Genomic DNA, 24278 nt, shown 5'->3' with positions numbered 1-24278 from the left:
AAAATATTATCTTGCTACGATAGCTTAGAGAAAATATCAATTAAAAAAATAGCGCTTGAAAAAACAGCTTTTATTAACCATATACTAAGGCATGCCCTCATTTTAAGAATGGTGATAAAAATAAGATAAATTGTAGTCAAACAAGAAAAATAGCGCAGATAATATCGAGATATTAATCAGCTGTTTGACGCTGTTTGGCAAAATTTAGCTATTTTTAGCCCATTTAGATGACTATCAATTGAATTGAGGACATGCCTTAAATAAATATTAGGGATGACGACATGGACGATAGCAATATAGAAAACCACGACATAGAAAACAATGATATGAAGAATAACGCTAATTATCAAAACGGCCTTAAGGTTCGTACTGAAGTAATGGGCGAGGCACATGTTAAACGCTCGCTTGATGCGGCGACTGGATTTACCCAACCGTTACAAGACTGGATTATTGAACATGCTTGGGGTAGCACTTGGCAAGATGATTCAGTATTACCGCGTAAATATCGCTCCTTAATCACCATCGCCTTTTTAATTGCACAAAAAAGCCCGACTGAGCTAAAAGGGCACATTCGAGGTGCGATTAATAATGGCGCAACTGTCGCTGAGATTCGAGAAGTATTGATGCACAGTTTACCTTACTGCGGTGCACCTGCCACCCAAGAGGCGTTTCGTGCCGCCATAGATATCCTGAATGAGTTGGATATTGATATTGATATTTAAAACTATGGTTGCAAGCGCAATCGTAGTAGTCTTAAAACAGTAGTCTTAAAACAGTACTTTGAACCAGTAACCTTAAAAGGTCGGTTAAACAATATTGATTAAAAATCGACCTCTAAATTTCTGCTATAATAGTTCAACTAATAACATATGCTAATAATTCCATAAACCCTTATACGATAAAGGGTTAAGAGATAATTTATTATGACAACTGCCGTACAAACACATGTGCCTGCTGCTAAGGTCAAACCTAGAAAAGCCATCCAAGGCGAAAAGCTACGTGGCTATGATAAAGTTGCGCGTATCCCAATTAAAGTGATTCCGACCGTCGAGGCGAAGAAAAAGCCAGATTGGATTCGGGTCAAGATGTCCTCGCCTACTGAAGTGGCACGTATCAAAGCCACCTTGCGTGAGCAAAAGCTCTATACCGTCTGTGAAGAAGCCGCTTGCCCTAACCTGCCGCAGTGCTTCGCTGATGGTACGGCGACCTTTATGATTATGGGTGATATCTGTACCCGTCGCTGCCCGTTCTGTGACGTCGGCCATGGTCGTCCGAATGAGCTAGATGCAGATGAGCCGCGCCACACTGCCGAGACCATTTTAGGCTTGCAGCTTAAATATGCAGTAATCACCTCTGTGGATCGTGACGATTTAAAAGATGGCGGCGCGGCGCATTTCGTTGAAGTACTCAATGAGTCAAGAGCGCTTAGCCCGAATTGCCTCATTGAAATATTGGTGCCAGATTTCCGTGGGCGTATGGAAGTGGCTTTAGACCTACTGACAGAAACCCCACCAGATGTCTTTAACCACAACATTGAAACGGTTCCGCGTCTGTACAAAGCCTTCCGCCCAGGCTCTGACTATCAACATTCATTAGATTTGCTCAAGCTCTATAAAGAGCGTCGCCCTGATATCGCGACCAAGTGCGGTTTTATGGTTGGCCTTGGTGAGACGGAAGAAGAAATCTATGCACTGCTTGATGATCTAAAAGCACATAACGTCGATATGATTACGGTTGGCCAGTATCTACAACCTAGTAAAAACCACGCGCCAGTTGATCGTTATGTCCATCCAGACGAGTTCCAGCGTTATATGGACTACGGCAAAAAGATTGGTTTCTTTAACATTTGGGCAGGCCCGATGGTACGCTCAAGCTACTTTGCCGATCGTCAATACTATGGTGAAGATTGCCCAGCGCCTATCCGTAGCAAAAAAGCCTTAGAAGCCGAAGGCAAACTTGGTTGTTAAATGTCAGGCTTTAATGAGCTAAAGCTTAAACATTAAGCTAAGCATGTAAAAAGGGTGAATAACAATTTATGTTATTCACCCTTTTTTTTGACTTTAATGAACCTGTAAAGCCTCCAAACCCAACGCTTTACACGGTTAAAGTTGGCGTTGGCTTGCCAGCTGTTTTTATATTGAATATAGCAATACTAAGGACAATGACGCCGCCTAATAATCCCGTGGTAATCTCAGGATAAATCAGTAATAAAGCGCCAATAGCCAATATAATACGCGTCACCGAATTCATAGTACCTTTAAAATACCCCTCCAGCGCCGAGCTTAAGGCAATAACACCCGTGATCGAAGTGACTACGACCGTGATGATAGCGATAATAGGCGGCAATGGGAAATCTTTCGCTGTGACTGCCAGACCCGTAGGATCTATCATCAACATCGTCGGATTATAAATAAACATAAACGGCACGATAAATCCGGCAAGTGCCAGTTTGAGCGACAAAAACCCTGTTTTCATCGGATCACCGCCGGATATGCCTGCACCGGCAAAAGCAGCCAAACACACAGGCGGCGTAATATTGGCAAAAATACCAAAGTAAAAGACGAACATATGCGCTGACAAAATCGGAATATCAAACCCTGCTAAAGCTGGTGCTGCCATCGTTGCCGTAATGATATAAGCAGGAATAGACGGTAGTCCCATGCCCAATACCATCGAGGCAAGCATCGTTAAAATCAGCGTGAAAAATAGCGACCCTGCACCAAGTGTGACAATTGATGAGGTCATCACCGTTCCAAAGCTGGTCAAACTCACAACTCCGATGATGATACCGACGACCGCACAGGCAGCCATCACGGCGAGCGACTGACGAGCACCATCTTCTAGCGCACCCAAAATATCAGAAAAACCCATTCTGGTCTCTTTGCGCAGCATACTAACCACGACGGTAAAACCAATGGTATATGCCGCTGCATAGCCGACGGGCACGTTTTTGATTAATAAGAAGACCAAAAAGACAATCGGTAGCAGCATATGACCGCGTGCTTTTAAGACTTCTTTGACTGCTGGTAAGTTTTCTTTGGCAATGCCTTTTAAGTCACGACGACCAGCGCGAAAATGCACCTGCGCGATAACGCCAAGATAATATAATATCGCTGGTAATAATGCCGCTAGCGCAATCGTACTGTACGGTAACCCTGTCGTCTCTGCCATGATAAAGGCACTGGCACCCATAATCGGTGGCAATATCTGCCCACCCACAGAAGCGCTCGCCTCTACTGCACCAGCAAAGTCTTTATGATAGCCAACCTTTTTCATCAACGGAATGGTAAAGGCACCAGTGCTGACCACGTTCGATAAAGCAGAGCCATTAATACTACCCATAAAGCCACTGGAGATGACCGCCACTTTTGCCGGACCTCCTTTTTTATGACCTGCAATGGCCAATGCCAAATCATTAAATAGCTGTCCCATTCCAGAACGTGCTAAAAATGCACCAAAAAGAATGAATAAGAAGATAAAAGTGACCGATGCACCAATCGCAACAGAATATAAACCTTCGGTTTTTAGAAATAATTGACCAAAAATATCACCCATGTCATAAGGACGAGTCAGTAGCCGGTCTGGCATAAAATCCAAATGACTGACAAATGGATAGGCCAAAAATATCGATGCTAATATAGGCAAAATCCAACCAGTGATACGCCGACTGCCTTCAAGTACACAGATAACGGTGATAATAGAAAATATCACATCAACCTGATTGGCCATGCCACCACGCGAGGTCACAATGTCTTGGTACTCGTATATGAGATAGGCCATCCCAGATAAGGACAGCGCAAACCAAATCCAGTCATACCAAGCCACCCGCTGTCGGCTGCTTTTTTTACTGGCTGGAAAAATAAGAAATATTAAAGCAAATCCAACACCAACATGCACAGAGCGTTGTAACAGCGCAGGCATGGGATTAAAAGTGATATACAAATGAAAAAGAGAATAAAAAATGCAAATTGCAGCGATAAAATACTTCACTGGTCCTTGAGTGATATGGCGCGTGATGGACTCTCGGTCGTACTTTTCTAATATGGCTTTATTATGGGCTTGCGCCTCAAGCTCAGCGTCGACATTAGTCTCAACGTCAGGATGAGAATGTATAGGCGAGTCGCTATCGTTATTGATATGGTTATCTGACATCGTTGTCAAATTATCGTGATCCGTCACTTGGGAGTTCATGACACAAGTCCTTGTTAAATCTATCAATGAAACCATACGCTGTCGGCATGATCGTTACTTCAGAATAGTCTGGCACCCAGCGGTGAATGCGTATCCGATAGTTACCATAGTCAATCTCACCTTTGGTAAGCCGTGAGACCACCCAATTAAGCTTGGGCAGTTTCTCATTGATTTGATAACCCAGATAGCCAGGTTTTTGTATGGGAGCAAGCGCCTCAGTAGAGGGTGTACCTGCGCCAAAAGCTTCAAAATAAGTGGTGGTCAGCAGCAGTTCAGCGTCTTCTGTACTGCTGCCGTCTATACGCTGATACTGTTCTTCCCACCATTGTTTTTCTACAGAATGTATCCAGCGCAATTGAAAGTCAGGCTCGACGAAATAGCAAACCTTGTCATTAGCACCGTCAACACCTGCGACGCGAACTTCCACCACAGGCTGACGGACAAAGAGATGCCACAGCATAAAAAAAACCAGCGCAGCAATGAGCACTGCGCCAGCTATTAACCATAATGTCTTATTTTTAGTAACCATAACTGCTTATTTAGCGGCTTGTTCATCATAGTATTTTTTGGCGCCAGGATGGATAGGTGCAACCATGCCTTCACGAGCCGTCTCTAAGCTAATATCATTGGCCGCTTGGTGTGCTGTTTTTAGGCCGTCTAAATTATCAAATAACGCTTTGGTCAACTTGTAACCATCTGCTTCAGACAACTCAGAGCTTACCAATAGAGCATTCATAATCGCTGCGGTTGGAATCGCGGCGTCATTGCCATAAGTGCCAGCAGGAATCTCAAAGGTTTTAAAGTAAGGCTTACTTGCAATGATTTCTTTTAGCTTGTCTTGATTAATGGTGATTAACTGTAAGTCCAAGCCCTGCTCTAGCTCCATCAATGAAGAGTTCGGTAGACCACTACTAAAGAAAGCTGCTTCAATTTTACCCGCTTTCATGCCATCCGCCGCTTCAGAAAAACCCAAATAATCGACAGTGATATCATCGTACGTGATACCGAAACCTTCTAATAACGTTCGAGCATTGACTTCTGTGCCAGAGCCTTGATCGCCCACAGCGATACGCTTACCACGTAAGTCTTCAATATTTTTGATGCCAGATTTTTTGGTGGTGACGATTTGCACCACATTAGGGTACAAGACCGCAATTTGTTGGATGTTGGTAATTGGCTTATCAAAGTTGTTTTTGCCTTCGACCGCGTCGGTGACCACATCACTGAGCGCCAATACCATGTCGACTTTACCTTGGGTCAATAGATTGACGTTTTCGACTGAAGCGCCGGTGGTTTGCGTCTTTGAGTTCACCCCAAAGGTTTTGACATAGACTTCTGATAATGAAGTACCAATGATGTTGTAAGGGCCAGATGCTCCGCCAGTAGCGATGGTAAGAAACTTGGTATCCAGCTTGTCGGCGGCAGTGTCAGTAGCAGCGCTATCTGTTGCCGTACTGTCAGTATTTTCTGAACTTGGTGATGAGCATGCGGTTAGGCCTAAAGTGGCGCTTAGCATCGCTGATAAAAATAACGGAGATTTTAGAGAGTTGAACATTGCATTCATCCTTGAAATAATCGATTTAATACCTCTAACGGCATCACTATATAAATATTAATGCGTTACAGACCTGTAATAGTATAGCAATTCCCACCATAAATAAACCAAAGCCTTTTATGTCTCAAAACCTTGTAGATAAAGCAACTTGAGTTAAAAATAGCGATTCGGAGTATTGATATTTGTTTAGTAAAGTTCTGCTATGCGAAACAAAGTTTCATTATTCAAGCTATTTAAACAAAAATTAAGCACAGTGTAAACCTTTATCATCGTCTTAATAGCATCAAGGTTATTTATTACGGAGTCAAAAAATGCTTACCAAGAATGAATAGGGCGTGTCTTCAGTTCACTCGATAGTCATCTAAATGGGTTAAAAATGGCTAAATCTTGCCAAACATCGTCAAATAGCTAGTTAGTATCCCGATATTGTCTGCATTATTTTGCTTGTTTGACGGCAATTTATCTCATTTTTACTACCATTTTTGAAATGAAGACACGCTTTAAACTATATTTCTGCATTTATTTTGTGTCTGTAATAGATAGTCTCTTAGGATTAACTGTACCTTAGAAAAACATTCTAAATAACTGAAAATCAACGAATAATAATACTACCCTTATCGAAAGCGGCTACACTAGCAAGCTAGGATATGGTCAATACCATATAAGTTATATACGCTGTCAGGCTCGATTAATCTACTATTGCGAGTACTTTCACTCGTCTTAATAGTCTCCAAGTTATATAGAACTGACTATCGTGCTATATTTTGAAACCATAGTTTAGAATCGAAAATAATGATATCTCTCTTATAAAAAAAGGATTGACCGATGAGCACCGAATTTACGCCGCAAGAAGGCTCTTGCGCTTGTTATAGCAACACTTATACGATTAACCATACTCCGATAGCTCGCTTTATTTGTCACTGCACTATCTGTCAGGACTATACGGGTAAGGCTTATAACGATGTCACGGTTTTGTTTAAGTCAGATCTCAGCGAAATGGACATCAATAAAACGCGTTTTCGTCGTTGGAAAATGCCACCGAATATCAGCCGTGGACTGTGTAAGCGCTGTCATAAGCCCAGTATAGAGATGGCTGTGGGCGGTGCTCTGGTCTTCATTCCTACCGATAACTATCCTAATGCAGCCGCTCTACCTGAACCGACGATGCATCTGTTTTACAATCGCCGTGTTAAAGATGTGGATGATAATCTGCCTAAATATAACGGTGTTGTGCAAAGTCAGACAATGGCGGTTAAGGAGCTGGCTCAAGGAATGTATAAGAGAGTCACTAAGCGCTAGCAGTATCCGTTCAAAAGACTAGTTATCTTCCTTATTAAGTTTTTTTAGTTAAATACCTATTGTCAAACATCTGGAAACGTCCTATGACTTTAAAAGAAGAAGACACTGTAAAACACTCTGCTGACATCGCTATCATTGGCGGTAGCGGTCTGTATCAAATGGCAGACTTGACTAACCAGCGTAGCGTCAGCATCTCAACACCTTATGGCAAGCCGTCCGATGATATTATCTTAGGGGAATTGAATGGTGTGACCGTTGCTTTTTTGACCCGTCATGGTCAAGGGCATAAATTTACACCTTCTAAAGTACCTTATCGCGCCAATATTTATGCGCTAAAAACTCTAGGCGTGCGCTATATCATTTCAGTATCAGCGGTGGGTTCATTGCAAGAAGAGCTTAAACCGTTAGACATGGTCGTCCCTGATCAAATGATCGACATGACTAAACATCGTGCCAGCACATTTTTTGGTAAAGGTGCAGTTGCGCATGTCTCGATGGCGGATCCTTTATGCCCGAAAGTCGCTGATATTCTGAATCGCGCTTACACTCAAGCGAATATCAATGAAGGGCAATGTCATGCACAAGCGACTTATGTGTGTATCGAAGGCCCGCAATTCTCGACTCGTGCAGAGTCACACTGGTATCGCCAAATGAACGCTGACATCATCGGCATGACAAATATGCCAGAAGCCAAGCTGGCGCGGGAAGCTAGCATCGCTTACGCGACTTTAGCTTTGGTCACAGATTTTGATAGCTGGCATCCTACTGAAGAAGACGTCAGCGCCGATTATGCGATTCAAAACCTCATGAAAAATGCCGATAATGCTCAATCAGTCATTAAAGAAGCGGTTGCTTTGTTAGCCGTTGAACAACCTAAATCAATTGCTCATCATGCGCTTGCTCAAGCGTTAGTGACGCCTGTTGAATCCATGAGTATTGAGGTTAAAACTAAACTTGCAGCGCTGTTGCCCGAGTAAAATTAAAGGTAATATCAAAAATAATATAAAAAGTAGTATTAATTCTATTCGCATAAAAAAGCCATCAAACTGTTTGATGGCTTTTTTGGTTTAAGCAAGAGAAGGAAAAATAAGTCAAAAATTAGCAATTTCGTCACCATCAAGCCAGCCTTTAGGCAAATACTGCAAATCTTCAGGCTCATCAATATCAGGCAAAGAGTCTAAAAAGGCCAATGACCAGTTTAATTCTGCCAAGCGCTGTTGAGTAATCTTTGCTACGCTCGGCGTGCTCCATTGGATATCATTAAATAAACGAGCAGCAACTTGTTTAAAGCCAAACAGCACATAACCGCCATCAAAGGCAGGAATCATGACGCTATCCTTTGTAATTAACTGCTGTGCGGCCTGTTGGATTTTAATAGAGATGAGACTAGGGCAATCTGTTCCTATCAAAATCACTTGCTTAAAACGTGCTAATGCTTGTTGACTAGCCTTAAACATACGTGTGCCCAAATCGCCATCTATTTGCTTTGACCATGTCAATGAATTAGGCAGATTTAGTGTTTGCCAACACGGATCACTTGGCGCTGGACTGACACACAGCTCAACGTTAAGGCCAGTAGCCACAGCTTGCTCGATACTGTGTAGAAGTAATTGCCGTGCCATTTTTGCTGCACCGTCAATGCCAAGCGCAGGCTGCAAACGGGTCTTTGCCATGCCCTGTGCAGGGAATTTTGCAAAAAGAATAATGCAGGTTTTTTGATTTTGAGTCATATTGAAATTTTTCTATTATTTATAATAACGCGCGTTAATGTTATCAGCCGACACGCCACGCCAATAATCAAAACGTAGCTGCCACATTAAGACAATCGTCCGCCATGTGCCATACTGCTGCCAACGTCTTGCCGATGTGATGACTTTATTTTTCAGACAAGCAGGTTTAGCAATACCTTTTAGTTGCTTGCATAATTCAACATCTTCCATCAACGCTTGATTAGGATAGCCGCCCATTTGCGCAAATAAAGATTGACTGATAAAAATAGCTTGGTCGCCTGTAGCGATATGAGTTAAACGTGAGCGCCAATTAATCATGGCACTGACCACCCAAAGCATCGGCTGACGACTATTTAGCTGCACATCAAAACGTCCCCAGTTTGCTAGTGTCATCGCCCTAGAAATACTATCGATAGCGTCAATTGGCAACCGCGTATCGGCATGTAAAAATAGCAAAACATCGCCAGTGGCTAATGCTGCACCCGCATTCATTTGCCGCGCACGCCCTGCTTTGGACGTAATAACTTGCCAATCAATTTTACACTCACTGCCAAGCACTAACTCATTAATAAAACTTCGAACGATGCCAATAGAATCATCGTTTGAGCCCCCATCGACCAAGATAACTTGCTGTGGCATTGGCTTTAGACTGTTAATATTGGCAAACAAATGAGGCAAATTATTCGCCTCATTTATTACTGGAATAATAATAGAAACCGTAGCTATAGCGGTCATAATTGGCAGTGCTCGCTGTTATGTTTTATCAGTATTATTTCTTATTCAGATTCCAATTATAGCTAGTATAGTCGATCTTAGTTTTGCCACTTTTTAAATCAGCGCTTTGCGATTTATTAAGCCCTAAAGATGAGCTATAACGAGCTAAGAATCCTTCCAAATCTTTGGTACCGCGCCAATTCGACTCAAAGTCTTCTTTATACCATTTAAAAATGGGAGAAACCTCAAGCGTGCCGCCTTTAAGACGGTTACGACTACTATCTGCGAGGAATTTACTTGTGACTTGCTCTAATTGCTTATCCAGTTTGCTACCGGTAAAAGCATCATTTAATAGCGCAGGACAGCCGATGCTAGCACAATTCACCGCAAAGTGAATGCGCGGTTCATTATAGCGTTTAGAGCCACGGATTAGATTGTGCTCGATGTCATCAAGTGAACGCTTTTTGCCTAATAGCGTGACAAAATCTTGTTTCCATGGCGAGCCAAATATCCCACCGATATCTTTGATCGATTTGAGATTCGGATACTTAGTCAGTATCAACTCTACCGTGCCAGCATTGTAGACGTTAATCAAAAATGCCAACTGCTCATCTTTGCTCCAACCATTGAACTCTGATTGACTGACTTTGCTAGTTGCTGCCATGTAGCTATCAAGCTTGCTTTGATCCGCTTTCATACCGTTATAATTAACGACCGAGGCTTTACCACCATTGGTCATAGTGACATTTTTACTCAGCAAGCTATCCCAAGTACTATGATTAAAATCAGCATAACTTGCCATACTAGCCAATAGCACAGAAGTAGCTACTGCTGTCTTAATCAGTAAACGCTTGCTTGAAAAACTACCTGTACTCTTACTTATGTTATTAAAGATGTTCATAATTAACTCCGTTTAGATCGAGGATGTTTTTGCTATTGTCTGCCCTGCTGTCTCTTCTTCCAGCGCGCCACCGCAGCTACTTCCCTGTCCTGCTGTACAGCCATAGCAGTGATCTGCAATCGCAATATCATCGCCAGTAGGATTTTGCGTTAATAAATCGCTCAGATGCCGACGGGACTTGTTGGGTACTGGAATCTCTAACTGCTGGTTAAAGTCACAATCAAATAACTCTCCCAGCCAATTGACACTGATCGTCGAGCGGCACATGACTTCGGCTAAATTGCCAGCCACGTAATTGGCCTTAAGCAAGTCCATATAGGGATGGAATTGGTTTTTGGCCAATAGCACCGCACCAAAGCGCTGAATCGGCATATTGGTCAAAGCAAATAACTGATGAAATTCGATATCGAAATGTTCTTTTAGCTCACGTTTATAGTCCGCCTCTAGCTGTTGCTGATTGGGCGGTAGCGTGGCGCCTTGCGGGTTATAAACGAGGTTCAGCGTTAAGTTTGAGCCAGCTTTGCCATAACCTAAGGCATTGAGCTTATGCAGTCCCAATATACTGTCGTCAAACGCACCCTTGCCGCGCTGCTTATCGACGTTTTCTAATGAATAACAAGGCATTGATGCCACCACGTCGACTTCATTGTCTGCCAAAAACTGCGCCATATCCTCATAGCCTTCTGCCATCAGAATTGTTAAATTACAGCGATCAATCACTTTGACACCCAAAGCGCGCGCGGCGGTAACCAGATACTTAAAGTCTTCATGCATCTCAGGCGCGCCACCGGTTAAATCAAGCGTATCCATATCTTGTACTTTTAGTACGTCCAGTATCAGCTCGACCAGCTCACGCGACATCATCTCCGTACGATAAGGACTGGCTGCCACGTGGCAATGTACGCAGGACATATTGCACAAATAGCCCATGTTCACTTGTAGCGTAGTTAACTCACGACGTTTGATGGCTGGAAAGTCAGTAAATTCGAGTAGTTCAATGGTAGATTTCATAAAATTATAGAATCCGTGTTGTGATATTTACTCAACTGCTTAGGGTCTGTTTACTATTCTTCTAATCGATTTGCAGTTAAGATCAAGTTTATCTAATCAATGATACCCTATTATGTCACTAGCATTTTTAATCATTGTGTATTCAATAAATATATTCAATCTTTATAAGCTATCGAAAATATGTTGAGAGAATAGCTCGCAGTATTAGTGCCAGTCATAGTTGAATTCAAATTATTACGATACAAGGAAGCTGGGTGTAAGCGATACATGAGCACGCTTAGCGAGGATAACGGTGTGGCGGATTTATATGGATTTGACTATAGCTTAATTTGCATTGACGAAACGCTTATCAATATAGCGTTTAAGATACCAAACCCAGCGACCTTGCAAACTCACACTGCCCCAACTGGCAATGGCATACTTATCGCCACAAGATAATAAATACAAAGTGCGATTTTTGGGCTGATAGCTTTGTAAGGGTTTATTTTGATCTACCATAAAAGTTAATAAATTGGTGGTGTTCTAAAAAGTATGCTGGCATTAGACGTAGCCATAATTGACATAAAAGAACACCAAATCAAACACCTTAAAGTGATTATCAAGCTTCTTAGAGAAACAACAGGTTTTTCTAACCGCCCGACGCAATCGGTGTCTAAGACGGCAGTTATTACCTTCAATGCCTACCGTATGAGATTTGCCAACTCGTTTGTGATCAAGTTTAAAGGCGGTTATAAAACTGTCCCAGTTATCCATGCTAATCGAGTCATAGCTGACTGTAAGCTGCTTAAGACGCGCTCTTAACTTCTTAGCCGTTTTTAAGTCACGTCTGCCCCAAACATAAGCAACAATCTCATTGGTAGCACGGTCATAAGCATAAATAAGCCAAACTTTACGCTTTTTGCGATACACGTAAGTCCAGAATTCATCAACCTCTAAGCGTTCATAGTAGCGCTTCTTAGGCGCGATCTTATAAACAGATGAGCCTATGGTACTAAGCACTTTTCCAATACTGACTGAGGCCATAACCGCTATGTCTCTAACACCGCAACCATGAACCGTCATTAGCCGTATTTTATCTTCTATTTGGGAGTGACAACCTTGGTAGGTTAAAGCATGATCACCAATGAATTGACGTTTGCAGTCCTTACACTGGTAGTTTTGCTTACCATAGCTTTTTATGCCATTTTTCTTTAAACTGGGACTGTGACAGTCGGGGCAGCTGATATCTATTTGTGTCTTCATAACCTTAAATATATCATCTTGCTTTGGCTGTCACCCTCCTTTTATCTCCTCAGCATACTTTCTGACACACCACCAATAAATTATCTGCTGCGACTGCACCGCCATGTACGGCATGAACCCCTGAGTGCGCGACATCTTTATCCACGCGCGTTGCCACATCACCGACGGCGAATACATTATTATGAGAGACACTTTGCTGCAGCGCATTTACTGCGATAAAGCCGTTGTCAACTGTGGCAATATCCGTACTGGCTGTCCACGCTGCACCAGTCACGCCAGTGGCAGCGATAACCGCATCCATTAAAAAGGATTGCTGCAATGACGCTCTCTCAGTAATCAATGTCCCATTCTGATAGGCGATGGCGCGCTCGTAGATAACTTCAATACTCAGACGATTAAGCTGCTTGATAACACGATGTCTAAACTTTTGATTAAAACCAGCCAATAGCACATCACCGCAGATTAAAAACACTTGATGATTCGGGTGAATATGCTGCAAGGCGACTTGGGCAGCCATAACCAGCTCGATTGCCGCTGCGCCAGCCCCGATAATAGCCAATTGATAATGTGCTGAGCGCTGAGCGGTAGCAAGCACTTGCGACCACTGATTCACAAAGCTATGTAACGGACGAATCGCAATGACACTATTAGTGTCAGCATTATTAGTGTCAGCATTATTAGTGTCAGCATTATTTAACCAGTGCATATCCGTATCCGCGCCAGTGTTTAACGACACTACCTCATAGCTATGATCATAGTCGTCAGCGGTCATGACTCGCTGTGATTTGGCGTCTATCTTTACGATTGGCTGCTGAATGAAATGCACGCCAGCCTGCTTGCATTGTGCCGCAATATCTATACGGATATCATCTAGTATATAGTGCCCCGCCATCCAGCCAGGCAACATACCTGAATAGATCGACTGCGGTTGCTCGCTGATTAATGTGATATCCGCATTTATTAGAGGCGTCCCACGGAGTCGACGCAACAGACCAATATGCGCATGACCAGCACCTACCAAGAGCAACTTTTTTAAGGGCATTATTTTTATAGGTATATTTTTTATGGGCATTTTATCGCTCAATGTTTTTGATACTTTTAAATAGTTTTGACTGGTTTACTAGGGTGTACCAACGCTGGAAACTTAGGAAAGATAAAAACGCTATCGAAATTAAAACATAAGTTAAAAGCATTTAAAGCAAGACTATTGTACGATAACGACGCCGCAGTAAATAATATTGACCTGATAAGGCTTTATGATTAAATTGATGGTAGCAATCATTCATCCCAATTATAAAACCTGACTGGCTGCTTAATTTGTAAATAAGTCATATTGACCATGCATTTAGCACCCATCGCTCAATGCTTAAAAAATTTAGAAACAGTCTGTTTTCATTCTCTAACCATGCAAGGATTCTACGCTTATGAGTACCTCTGACCAGATCACCTCTTCTGACAATACCCACTATCTGAATCATACATTTTTTGAGCCGCGTGATAGTGATAAAAAAATTAAGGCCACTTTACTAATCGTCCACGGCATGTCAGAACACAGCGGTCGCTATGCGGACTTTGCTCAGTTTTTGGCTGATAATGGTATTGCAGTAGCAACCTACGATCAGCTCGGTCATGGTCAAACGGTAAAAACAAAGGCTGATTTGGGATTTTTTGGCAGTGAGCATCCAGTGCAGTCTTTATTACAAGACGTCATCGTTATGGCTGATAGCCTAAAATCGCGTCATCCTCATGTGCCGCACTTTGTTATGGGTCACTCTATGGGCTCGTTTATCGTCCGTAATGTACTCAAACATCACGCACAAGACTTTGCTGGGGCCATCTTAATGGGCACTGCAGACGCCAACCCATTGACCAAAGTACTATTACCTATTAATAAACTATTGGCCAAAGCGGCACCAAAAAAACCAAATACTGTATTTGCTAAAGTAATGAACAAAGTACTGAATAGCAAACTTGATAACCGTATTTCTGACTCGCAGTTTGCGTGGATCAGTGAAAATCCCGCCAATATCGCCGCTTATGAAGCCGATCCACTCACCGGTTTTGACTTTACTAACAATGGTTTTATGACGCTATTCACCTTGATGACAACAGGTCTCCATAAAGGCTGGGCTGCGACGATTGCAAAAGACTTTCCCCTGTTCTTTGTCAGTGGCAAAAGTGATCCCATCGGTGATATGGGCAGCGGCATTCGCAACATTGTCAGTCGCCTAAAGAAACAAAACTTCAATAATGTGGAAGTAAAGCTCTACCCAAACATGCGCCATGAGCCCCTTCACGAGCAGGCGAACAAGGTGGTGTATCACGATATCTTAGAATGGATAGAACGCAATAGCTCATCGTTCTAAATGGCATTACTTATTATCAATACAGACCTTTGCGCCCAACTTATTTGCTAAAAGTCGTCAAATTAGCGACAATGTGGCAGGCAATATTTTTAGTCGATTTTTGACGCTATCTTTAACTATAAGATTTATTTACTTTTCATTCATCTTAGGAATTTTTATCCATGTCATTACAACAAACCATCGAACAAGCCTTTGAAAACCGCAACGAATACAGCCCATCTACTATGCCACAAGATGTGCGTGATGCTATCGAGCAAGTGCTTGAGCAGTTAGATAACGGTACACTGCGAGTTGCAGAAAAAAAGGATGGCGAGTGGGTCGTCAATCAGTGGGCAAAAAAAGCCGTCTTACTATCGTTCCGCTTAAACGATAATTACGTGCAAGCCGCTGGTGAGCACATACAGTTTTATGACAAGGTGCCAACTAAGTTTGCCAACTGGACCGAAGCACAGTTCAAAGAAGCTGGCGTACGCGTAGTGCCACCAGCCGTGGCCCGTAAAGGCTCATACATCGCAGCCGGTGCGGTATTGATGCCGTCGTATGTTAATATTGGCGCGTATGTCGATCAAGGCGCGATGGTAGATACGTGGGCGACCGTAGGTTCATGTGCTCAAATCGGCAAAAACGTGCATCTGTCAGGTGGTGTTGGTATCGGCGGTGTATTAGAGCCATTACAAGCCAATCCAACGATTATTGAGGACAACTGCTTTATCGGTGCGCGTTCTGAAATCGTTGAAGGCGTTATTGTTGAAGAAGGCTCAGTCATCTCGATGGGTGTATTTATCGGTCAGTCAACGCGTATTTATGATCGCGAAACGGGCGAGATTCATCGTGGCCGTGTACCAGCAGGCTCAGTTGTCGTACCAGGTAGCCTACCATCAGAAGATGGCACACACAGCTTATATGCTGCTATCATCGTCAAAAAAGTCGATGCACAAACCCGTGCTAAAACATCAGTAAATGAGTTATTACGTTTAGCCTAAATATGTACAGCGTATAATCATTTAGCACGTACAATCATTTAGCACGTACAATCATTGTTTTACATAAAGATGCTGGAGTCATCCTCCAGCATCTTTTTTGCAGCTTAATATAGGCTGTTGCGTTATAATCCATTTTTTTGGTTTGGCTTTATCCAAACGCAAAACTCCCATACCAGAACCTGCCTTTTTATTACGATTGATAAATGCTTAATCTCATTATCAATCTTTAACTGTATTTGACATATTATGAGTGAATCACTATTACGCACCGCCGCCATTCCTGTCACTGATCCTGAAGCAGGTCTACGTTTGACAGAAATCTTTTATTCTTTGCAAGGTGAAGCACTGACCTCAGGCTTGCCGACGATATTCGTACGCTTGACCGGCTGCCCGCTGCGCTGTGTTTATTGTGATACCGAATATGCCTTTACGGGCGGCGAACGTCAGTCGCTAGAAGCCATTATAGAGACCATCAAAAGCTATCCTTGCAAGCGTATTTGTCTGACGGGTGGCGAACCATTAGCACAGCCGAATGCCATTGAACTGATGAAGCGCTTACTGAGTGATGATTATGAAATCTCGCTTGAAACTGCAGGCGCGCTCACGGTAGAAAACGTACCGCCAGCAGTCAGTAAAGTGATGGATCTCAAAACGCCAAGCTCAGGCGAAGTCGATAAAAACCTATGGTCAAATCTGGACTATCTGACTCAGCATGATCAGCTTAAGTTCGTCATCATGAACCATGCCGATTATGAGTGGGCAAAAGCCATGTTGATCGAGCATAAGCTAAATGAATTGGTCAGCACCGTTTGGTTTTCTCCGATGTTTAATGTCGCAGACGATATTGACGAAGAGGCCAGCCCCGATGTGCCAGTATTGGCGCGCGAGTTGGCTGAATGGATATTGGCCGATGCCCTGCCCGTGCGCTTTCAATTACAACTGCACAAAATCATCTGGGCAGATGCCAAAGGCAAATAGAAAAGCGCATAAAAAAGCAGGTAAAAACCGCTAAACGAACTGACATATAGCCGACGGTAAGGATTCAGGGATGGTCAAACTCATTTTACTCGGCTTGTTGGCGGGTGCGTTCTTTAGTTCCACTTTTATTTTAAACGAGCTGATGAGTGATGCAGGTGGTCACTGGTTTTGGTCAGCCAGTCTCCGCTATGTCTTTATGTGGCTGATTATCACCGCTATTATCGTTATGCAGCATGGTTTTAGTCGTATCAAAGAATTGGCGATTATCTTTCGTCAGCATTGGCGCTTTTGGTGTATCACTGGCAGTATTGGTTTTGGTATCTTTTACACGGGCATCTGTTATGCCGGTGATCATGTCGCCGGTTGGGTGGTGGCGGCGACATTTATGTTTACCGTGGTGACTAGCCTCCTCGTCCTACTGGCATTTGGGCAACGCTTTGACAAAAAATTCATTTTTTACGCCATACTGGTATTCATCGGAGTGATACTGGTCAATGTCAGCGAAGGTCTGCGCGCTGCTGCGCTCGGAGGTATAAATGCCACCCCAATGGCAGAGATGCTACTGTATGGTGCGCTGCCTGCACTGATAGCCGCTTTTAGCTATCCAATCGGCAATCAGTTGGTCTGGCAGGTGTCTCACAACGCTCGCAAGCATAGCGCTGCGCAGCGCAAGGTCAGAGAAAACAGCCTTCTGCAAAGTACTATTGACACTCATAACCAACCACTCGTCACAGAAGCCTACGCTTTACCTGTCGATAGCACTCACTCAGCGGATGCTGATAGTTCTAGTATCAAAACCGACACTGATATTGACCCTGAAAAGCTAAAAGCCAAAACGGCGGCTGAAACGCACTCACCCTTACAAACCTTGATTGCTCGTATCCCCGCTATCGAAACGGTGCTGCTGCAAAATGCCTTTAATAAAGTATGGCTAATGACTCTAGGTAGTTTGCCATTTTGGCTGGTTTTAGGCATTATAGTGCGTCCTGAGTTACCCGAAAGCACACAGCTGTTCAATACTTTGCTCGTGGCTCTGTTAGCAGGGGTAGCAGCAACCAGTATTTTTTTATATGCGCGCGAACAAGCCGTCACCTCCAGTGAAGTGGCGGGCGTTGATTCTACCCAAGCCAGCGAGGTGATATTTGCCTTGATTGGCGGTATATTATTACTCAATAACGAGATACCTTCGGCACTGGGGTTGGTAGGTATTGGATTGATTATGTTGGGATTGGTACTATTTGCCAAAGATGGATGAGACCAAAATAACGCTATGATGAATAATTTTATTTTTCCTGATATTCTGCTGTATTTGCTCGATATGGTTGGCGTGATTGCTTGTGCTATCGCCGGTACTTTGCTCGCTCAGCATAAAGGCTTTGATATTGCTGGCTGTATCTTAGTTTCAATGGTCAATGCCATTGGCGGTGGTACGCTACGTGATATGGCGCTAGATCGCCATCCGCTATTTTGGATGTCCGATCTCAACTATGTGATTGTCATCACTATCACCTCCCTTGTCCTGCAAATCTTTTTTCATCTCTATCATAAGATTGATAACGCCCTCAAACTCTTCGATGCCATTGGGCTAGCAGCCTTTAGCGTCATTGGTTTTAAGATAGCATTGACCCAAGGTATGTCACCAGTGATTGCCATTATGATGGGCGTTTGGACAGCCATTATTGGCGGTATGCTGCGTGATATTATTTGTAATGAGATACCGTTGGTGCTGCAGCGCGAGATTTATATCTCTGCCAGTATCGCAGGCTCGGTCACTTATCTGCTGCTTGACAGTTTGGGCATGGATGCTGGATTGAATGAATTTGTGATGCTAGGCGTTATCTTTGCGGTGCGTATGTTAGCGCTGCGCTTTGATTGGCATCTTCCTTCTATTCGCTTGGTTAAATAAGACCAGTTTATAGGGTTTAAAAAGTAAGCGCTGTTGTATTGGGGTCTGTTGAACATTCAAATGTGGCACTGGCAGTGGCTATTTTTTAGACAATACGCAGTGAAATTTTTGACGCCTAGTCATTCTAGGTTAGATAATTTCGCCATGTATTGGCAAAAAATAGCCCTGCCCTGAAAGGCTGATACTAAAATCACCCCAAACGTTGTTGTAAACCTAGCTAAGGTCTCGACATTATCGTCGGTTTACGCCTGATTTGATAAAAGGTTTGGGACGATTTTAGCAATCAGCAGTCCTAATATTTGAATGTTCAACAGACCCTGATTTACAATGATTATATAATTATCATAAAAACTTACTGAGACTCGCTCATGTTGACTATCGCATTGGATCCTACGGAACTGATCACGACGTTCGACCCGCGTTCTTTGCTCTACTTGTTTGACATGATTGGCATTGTGGCCTGTAGTATTTCAGGGACGATACTGGCAAAACATAAAAAGTTCGACGTCTTTGGCTGTTTATTGGTGTCGATCGTCACTGCTATCGGCGGCGGCACCGTCCGTGATGTGATTTTGGATCGTCATCCGCTGTTTTGGATGGTAGATATGAGCTATCTGACCGTCATTACCTTCTGCTCATTAGCAACGCAAATATTTTTTCATCCCAACTCAAGGCGCGTTGATAAGTTCCTCAAGCTCTCCGATACCATCGGTCTGTCTGCCTTTACCCTAATTGGTATCAAGGTTGCTGATAGCATGGGCACCAATGTACCCGTGGCATTATTACTTGGGGTGATTACGATTATTGTCGGCGGTATCATCCGCGATATGATCTGCAACGAGATTCCGCTGGTATTGCAGCAAGAGATTTATATCACGGCGGCTTTGACGGGCGGCATTCTCTACTTTGCCCTGCACAACCTAGGCGTGACTGATTGGGTTGCTGACATCTCTGCCATGATGACGATTTTTACGATAAGAATGCTCGCCATTCGCTACGATTGGCAATTTCCTGCTCTTGAATGGAAATACTAAACCCTAGGGTGTGTCTTCAATTCATTCGATAGTCATCTAAATGGGCTAAAAATGGCCAAATATCGTCGAATAGCTTGTTAATATCCCGATATTATCTACGCTATTTTTCTTGCTTGACGGCAATTTATCTCATTTTTATCGCCATTTCTGAAATGAAGACACGCCCTAGAATGCAAATATTAAAAAAGCGTCAACTTTAAACTCAGTTGACGCCTTATTATTGTCTGTTCGTGGTCTTATAATAAAGCAATATGCTTATTCACTGACCACAGCTAAATCCCTTACCATCAGCTGTAAGCTTTGTTTGCCGTTCCACTCGTTGATGTCTAGCTGAAACAATACGTGCACTTTTTCGGCACGATAATCCCATACCTCGCTATCGAAGTTAAAATAAATCGCTTCAATCGGATACTGCACATCAGGATAACGCAGTGATAATTTGAGGTGCTTGTCCTTTAGTATCTTAAAGCTCAATACTTCGAACACCCCATCAAATATCGGCGGTGCAAAGCCATGACCCCAAATACTGGCATTGGCCAAATGCTCAGCAAACCATAAGCTAAAGTCGCCTGCTTGCAAGGGACCATCGGTGAATTTTTGCTCGGCAAAAACCTCATCCTCCATCTCTGCCATAACAGCATCGAAAGCTGTCACGAAGGCGTCAAAGTTGCGACGCTTCAAGGTTAGCCCAGCAGCCATCGCATGACCACCGAAATGGCTGATTAGATCAGCATAGCGTTCAGCAACTTGCTCAATCGCATCACGAATATGCACGCCAGCGATAGACCGCGCCGAACCTTTAATGGCATCGTCGTCACCTGTACGCTCTGTATCTGCTGGTGCAAAAACGATACTGGGCAAATAATGACTTTCTTTCAAACGTCCAGCGACGATACCGATAACGCCTTGATGCCAGTCATCTTGATATAAAACAATGCTGCGGGTTTGATTATTCACAGTCTCTTTATCAGTTTTAGACTGAATAAGGATTTCATCGCTCTCGTCAGTAGCAGTATTCTCATCGTTTTCATTTGCAACAGTAGCTAATGCTTGCACAATATTATCTGCTTGCGCGCGCATCTCGCCTTCTACGTGACGACGGGTACGGTTTAGCTGCTCAAGCTCTTGCGCCAAGCGCTGCGCCGTACTCCAGTCTTCGGTCAATAAACACTCGATACCAATGCGCATATTGTCCATACGTCCGGCAGCATTGATACGAGGTCCTAACACAAAACCAAAATCTTGCGCCTGCATTTTTTTGGGATCACGGCCCGCTTGCTCAAGCAATGCCAAGATACCCAGACAGCAGCGCCCTTGGCGGATAGCCGTCAGTCCATGATGCACCAAGATGCGATTGTTCTTATCAAGCACTCCAACGTCCGCAATCGTTCCGAGCGCCACCAAATCCAAATATTGGCTGACTTGCACGGTAGATTTATTGGCTTCACGGCGCAGCTTGGCTAAACGTCCGAGCACATAAAAAGCCACACCGACCCCTACGAGCGCTTTACTAGTAAAACTGCAATCGAGTTGATTGGGATTGACCACCGCTTCTGCAGGTGGTGTCTCTTTGGTCGTCAGATGATGATCCGTAATGATGACAGTGATGCCGTCGGCCTGCGCACGCGCCACGCCTTCATGACTTGAGATACCATTATCTACTGTGACGATCAACTCTGGCTGATACGTCTTAATGCCTAATTCGACAATTTCTGGCGTCAAACCATAGCCGTACTTAAAGCGATCAGGTACTAAAAAATCGACGACTGCACCCATTTTCGTGAGTGCACGCATCATCAGCGCGGTACTGGTCGCGCCATCACAATCAAAATCACCAACGATTAGGATACGCTGACCCCTATCAATAGCGACATCTAATAGCCGCACCGCCTCAGTGACACCGTGCAACATCTCAGCGGGCAGAAGACCAGAAAGCCCAGTCTCAAGCTCATCAGGCTGGGTAATACCGCGAGCGGCATACAAGCGAGCGAGCGTTAATGATTGGGCGGCAAGTGGTTGCAACGCGGTGGGCAGCTCGTCAGTGCGAGTGCTGGTATAACGGGGGGTTAAATTTAGCATGGTGCTATTCTACTGGCTTTGGCAGAGGGTCACAATGATAAAATTTAGCGGCTTGGTTTATCATTTTTTATTGCATTACATTGCAATAAATCATACTCTACTGCCTGCATAAACCAAGTTATCCATGCTTACCTGTCTAGCGCACATAACTGCGCATTTACAAAAACGGTGCATAGTGACCGTATTTTTCTGCATTTTGCTACAAAGCAATGATTGTATGCCGCTTATAAATCCATAAAATAGTAACCAACTGAGAGACTTGTTATCTATTGAGACTTTTAATCTGATTTTTTTATTTTAACTATTTATAAGGATGCGTTATGAAAACCACACCACTGGCTGAAAAACTACCAAATACCATCGATCCTAGCTTAGACTTGGAAAAAGTAAAGAAAGACTGCCAAAAGCTGGTCAAAAAACGTGCCAAATATTCTGCTGGTGTCGCCATCGTTCCTGTACCCTTCTTTGATGTCGCTGTGGATGCAGGCATGCTTACTCAGCTATTGCCAGAAATCAGTGAACGCTTTGGTTTGATTGAAGGCCGTCAATCAGCAGTTGATCTAGAGTCGCGCGCGATTCACTGGGGCGCGCTGAAAGATCGTACTGTCGATTTTGCAGGCTTAATGGCGACACGCGGTATCGTCAAAAAGACGGTACAAGGTTTCGGTGGTCGTATCGCTGCCAAGCAAGTGACGAAGTTCATCCCGCTGGGTGGTCAAATGGTTGCAGCCACCATGGGCTATATGATTTTCAAAAAAATCGCCAATGACCATATCAATGAGTGCTACAAGCTTGCAAAAGACATTCAGCAAAAGCAACACGGTAAGAATGTCTAACGCTATTAAACAATAGAAAATAGCTTTATAAAATAAACCCGCTAAGACTTATTGCCTTAGCGGGTTTTTTGTATTTGTTGATACTGTTATAAATGCATTCGGTATTTTTTCACTTTAAACGACGATATCCCTAATCTTGTTCCGCTATGTTGATTATCACACTGGCATTCTCAAAACCGCGCTCGATATGTACCTGCCCCGACCAATTGTCTGACAAGCTCATTACCTCGCCAAATACAATTTGCGATTGTTGATCCATTTTTAATAATTCTCTAAGTGGCTTATGCTGAGACGTCACTGGAATCAAGGTTTGCAAAATATCTGCTAAAACTGGCAAGTTGTGTCCTGCACTCGGCTGAATGCTAAAGCGCACACTTTTGGTATCGCAGCCACCCAGTTCGGCGGACACTTGCATATTATTTATATGCAGTTTTTCTTCGACCAGCTGGGTATAGTCATGAATATCAATGGTAGCAATGCGCTTCACACTAGGTGCATTGGCAAATATCCGCTTATCCGTTTCTTCTGACAATTGGCAGTTGTCCCGATAATACGTGCTTATTGGAACGCCTTTTATCCAATTAATATCGAAACTTATCGTTGGCTCTATCAGCTCACCATTGTCATAAGCCTCAGGATGTGAGCGATAGTTAGGCACAGCTGCATAATGTATGCGATTGCCCTTCACCTCGTACTCGACGATATGTTCACTAAACGGCGCGTACAGTAGCACTTCATGTTCGTTAATAACGCGATTACTCTTATCTAAGAGCAGATAATGCACCGCACTATTGGTCGTCACACTGCCACCCAAAGGCCCAGAAGATTCAATCTCTAATACGATGTCCTTAATTCCATCACGATTAAAATCTTGCGTCATCAAAGGCAATAAACGCAGACTATAATCCATACTTTGCTCAGTGCCATCAGCATCGTCATACTTATCGGAGCAATCATACTCAAGGTCAAGACTTGCCTTAGTTGCCTTATTTACCTCAGGATTTGGTTGTGGGGACGAGCAATGCTGCTCTACTAAGTCCACAATCAATGAATCCGGCAATACCACATCAGCGGCATGAGTAAACGAGACCGCACTTATAGAGAGCATATATAATACAGATAGGCGTAATAACATAGGATTACCCGTAGCAGCCAATTATTGTCAATCATACCCAAAACTTCAGGACAAGATATAGTAATGAACGGTTATTTAAAAATAAAACCTATCCAGATTAGCTATTTAAACCATTTATTATTTTAAAGAATTGGTGAATATTTATAAAAACCACGCAAGTCAGAGGTAAGGTGAGGTTTAAGATAATGGTTGATGGTGTCATTGATAAGTTTTGCTGATAATATACGACCTGCTTGGACAAAACACGTTTCGCCTAGCGATTATCCCTTGCTACCAATGTCAGTTTTATCAAACAGACACTTTAAAATCAATCAAGAC

General features: G+C 43.3%; 23 protein-coding genes. 11 read left to right on the top strand and 12 right to left on the bottom strand.

The window, feature by feature from the left end; translation table 11 throughout:
• The first annotated feature begins 326 nt into the window (after positions 1-326).
• Together ACSUPM_RS05010 and lipA are read left to right on the top strand one after the other, a co-directional pair.
• Positions 327-722, top strand: a complete 396-nt coding sequence (locus tag ACSUPM_RS05010; RefSeq protein ID WP_025650979.1) for a carboxymuconolactone decarboxylase family protein — start codon at positions 327-329, stop codon at positions 720-722.
• Positions 723-923: 201 nt separating this feature from the next.
• The gene (lipA, locus tag ACSUPM_RS05005; protein ID WP_201566617.1) at positions 924-1967 is read left to right on the top strand and encodes a lipoyl synthase; all 1044 of its coding nucleotides are present in this window, start codon (positions 924-926) and stop codon (positions 1965-1967) included.
• A 127-nt stretch (positions 1968-2094) separates the two neighbouring features.
• Here lipA and ACSUPM_RS05000 read toward each other — a convergent pair whose 3' ends face one another.
• Genes ACSUPM_RS05000 through ACSUPM_RS04990 form a run of 3 tightly spaced genes read right to left on the bottom strand, consistent with a single transcriptional unit; the run spans position 2095 to position 5746 of the window.
• The gene (locus ACSUPM_RS05000) at positions 2095-4152 is read right to left on the bottom strand and encodes a TRAP transporter permease (protein WP_374190018.1); all 2058 of its coding nucleotides are present in this window, start codon (positions 4150-4152) and stop codon (positions 2095-2097) included.
• Between the two features lie 10 nt (positions 4153-4162).
• Positions 4163-4720: a DUF1850 domain-containing protein gene (locus ACSUPM_RS04995; protein ID WP_025650976.1), complete on the bottom strand. Its 558-nt coding sequence runs from the start codon at positions 4718-4720 to the stop codon at positions 4163-4165.
• Between the two features lie 6 nt (positions 4721-4726).
• On the bottom strand, positions 4727-5746 hold the full coding sequence (locus tag ACSUPM_RS04990; protein ID WP_025650975.1) for a TAXI family TRAP transporter solute-binding subunit: 1020 nt from the start codon (positions 5744-5746) through the stop codon (positions 4727-4729).
• 825 nt (positions 5747-6571) lie between these two features.
• Between ACSUPM_RS04990 and ACSUPM_RS04985 the strand changes: the two genes are divergently transcribed.
• Entirely contained in the window at positions 6572-7045 is a 474-nt protein-coding gene (locus ACSUPM_RS04985; protein ID WP_025650974.1) for a GFA family protein, read from the top strand.
• A gap of 83 nt (positions 7046-7128) precedes the next feature.
• Complete coding sequence (mtnP, locus tag ACSUPM_RS04980) at positions 7129-8022, top strand: S-methyl-5'-thioadenosine phosphorylase (RefSeq protein WP_101211504.1); 894 nt, start codon at positions 7129-7131, stop codon at positions 8020-8022.
• A gap of 114 nt (positions 8023-8136) precedes the next feature.
• Here the strand turns inward: mtnP and ACSUPM_RS04975 are convergent, their stop codons facing one another.
• The 7 genes from ACSUPM_RS04975 to ACSUPM_RS04945 all read right to left on the bottom strand — a co-directional run bounded on the left by ACSUPM_RS04975 (position 8137) and on the right by ACSUPM_RS04945 (position 13715).
• The gene (locus ACSUPM_RS04975) at positions 8137-8775 is read right to left on the bottom strand and encodes a TIGR04282 family arsenosugar biosynthesis glycosyltransferase (protein WP_201566619.1); all 639 of its coding nucleotides are present in this window, start codon (positions 8773-8775) and stop codon (positions 8137-8139) included.
• 15 nt (positions 8776-8790) lie between these two features.
• Entirely contained in the window at positions 8791-9510 is a 720-nt protein-coding gene (locus tag ACSUPM_RS04970; protein WP_025650972.1) for a TIGR04283 family arsenosugar biosynthesis glycosyltransferase, read from the bottom strand.
• 34 nt (positions 9511-9544) lie between these two features.
• Complete coding sequence (locus tag ACSUPM_RS04965; RefSeq protein ID WP_201566621.1) at positions 9545-10390, bottom strand: DUF547 domain-containing protein; 846 nt, start codon at positions 10388-10390, stop codon at positions 9545-9547.
• Positions 10391-10402: 12 nt separating this feature from the next.
• Complete coding sequence (gene arsS, locus ACSUPM_RS04960) at positions 10403-11401, bottom strand: arsenosugar biosynthesis radical SAM (seleno)protein ArsS (RefSeq protein WP_201566623.1); 999 nt, start codon at positions 11399-11401, stop codon at positions 10403-10405.
• 324 nt (positions 11402-11725) lie between these two features.
• On the bottom strand, positions 11726-11899 hold the full coding sequence (locus tag ACSUPM_RS04955; RefSeq protein ID WP_201566625.1) for a hypothetical protein: 174 nt from the start codon (positions 11897-11899) through the stop codon (positions 11726-11728).
• Positions 11900-11941: 42 nt separating this feature from the next.
• Positions 11942-12643 carry an IS1 family transposase gene (locus tag ACSUPM_RS04950; RefSeq protein ID WP_201578331.1) on the bottom strand — a complete coding sequence of 234 codons (702 nt, stop codon included), beginning with the start codon at positions 12641-12643 and terminating at the stop codon, positions 11942-11944.
• Positions 12644-12692: 49 nt separating this feature from the next.
• Positions 12693-13715 carry an FAD-dependent oxidoreductase gene (locus ACSUPM_RS04945; protein WP_201567820.1) on the bottom strand — a complete coding sequence of 341 codons (1023 nt, stop codon included), beginning with the start codon at positions 13713-13715 and terminating at the stop codon, positions 12693-12695.
• Positions 13716-14067: 352 nt separating this feature from the next.
• On the opposite strand from ACSUPM_RS04945, the gene ACSUPM_RS04940 reads away from it, so the two are divergent.
• The 6 genes from ACSUPM_RS04940 to ACSUPM_RS04915 all read left to right on the top strand — a co-directional run bounded on the left by ACSUPM_RS04940 (position 14068) and on the right by ACSUPM_RS04915 (position 19910).
• Positions 14068-15009, top strand: a complete 942-nt coding sequence (locus ACSUPM_RS04940; protein ID WP_173240148.1) for an alpha/beta fold hydrolase — start codon at positions 14068-14070, stop codon at positions 15007-15009.
• Positions 15010-15170: 161 nt separating this feature from the next.
• On the top strand, positions 15171-15992 hold the full coding sequence (gene dapD / locus ACSUPM_RS04935) for a 2,3,4,5-tetrahydropyridine-2,6-dicarboxylate N-succinyltransferase (protein ID WP_025650967.1): 822 nt from the start codon (positions 15171-15173) through the stop codon (positions 15990-15992).
• 246 nt (positions 15993-16238) lie between these two features.
• Entirely contained in the window at positions 16239-16970 is a 732-nt protein-coding gene (queE, locus tag ACSUPM_RS04930; RefSeq protein ID WP_025650966.1) for a 7-carboxy-7-deazaguanine synthase QueE, read from the top strand.
• Between the two features lie 70 nt (positions 16971-17040).
• On the top strand, positions 17041-18225 hold the full coding sequence (locus ACSUPM_RS04925) for a multidrug resistance efflux transporter family protein (RefSeq protein ID WP_436880255.1): 1185 nt from the start codon (positions 17041-17043) through the stop codon (positions 18223-18225).
• A 15-nt stretch (positions 18226-18240) separates the two neighbouring features.
• The gene (locus tag ACSUPM_RS04920) at positions 18241-18876 is read left to right on the top strand and encodes a trimeric intracellular cation channel family protein (RefSeq protein WP_101211494.1); all 636 of its coding nucleotides are present in this window, start codon (positions 18241-18243) and stop codon (positions 18874-18876) included.
• A gap of 368 nt (positions 18877-19244) precedes the next feature.
• Entirely contained in the window at positions 19245-19910 is a 666-nt protein-coding gene (locus ACSUPM_RS04915) for a trimeric intracellular cation channel family protein (RefSeq protein ID WP_025650963.1), read from the top strand.
• A gap of 255 nt (positions 19911-20165) precedes the next feature.
• Here ACSUPM_RS04915 and recJ read toward each other — a convergent pair whose 3' ends face one another.
• Positions 20166-21989: a single-stranded-DNA-specific exonuclease RecJ gene (gene recJ / locus ACSUPM_RS04910; RefSeq protein ID WP_436880254.1), complete on the bottom strand. Its 1824-nt coding sequence runs from the start codon at positions 21987-21989 to the stop codon at positions 20166-20168.
• A 320-nt stretch (positions 21990-22309) separates the two neighbouring features.
• Here recJ and ACSUPM_RS04905 point away from each other — a divergent pair, with 320 nt between their 5' ends.
• A complete protein-coding gene (locus tag ACSUPM_RS04905) occupies positions 22310-22825 on the top strand; it encodes a hypothetical protein (protein ID WP_025650961.1) in 516 nt (171 codons plus the stop codon).
• Between the two features lie 130 nt (positions 22826-22955).
• Here ACSUPM_RS04905 and ACSUPM_RS04900 read toward each other — a convergent pair whose 3' ends face one another.
• Entirely contained in the window at positions 22956-23960 is a 1005-nt protein-coding gene (locus tag ACSUPM_RS04900) for a hypothetical protein (RefSeq protein ID WP_436880253.1), read from the bottom strand.
• Positions 23961-24278 lie beyond the last annotated feature (318 nt).

This window comes from Psychrobacter okhotskensis (genome assembly GCF_965638355.1).
Taxonomy (GTDB): Bacteria; Pseudomonadota; Gammaproteobacteria; order Pseudomonadales; family Moraxellaceae; genus Psychrobacter; species Psychrobacter okhotskensis.
The sequence above is the reverse complement of the archived record's forward strand: the minus strand, read 5'-3'. Positions and strand labels throughout refer to the sequence as shown.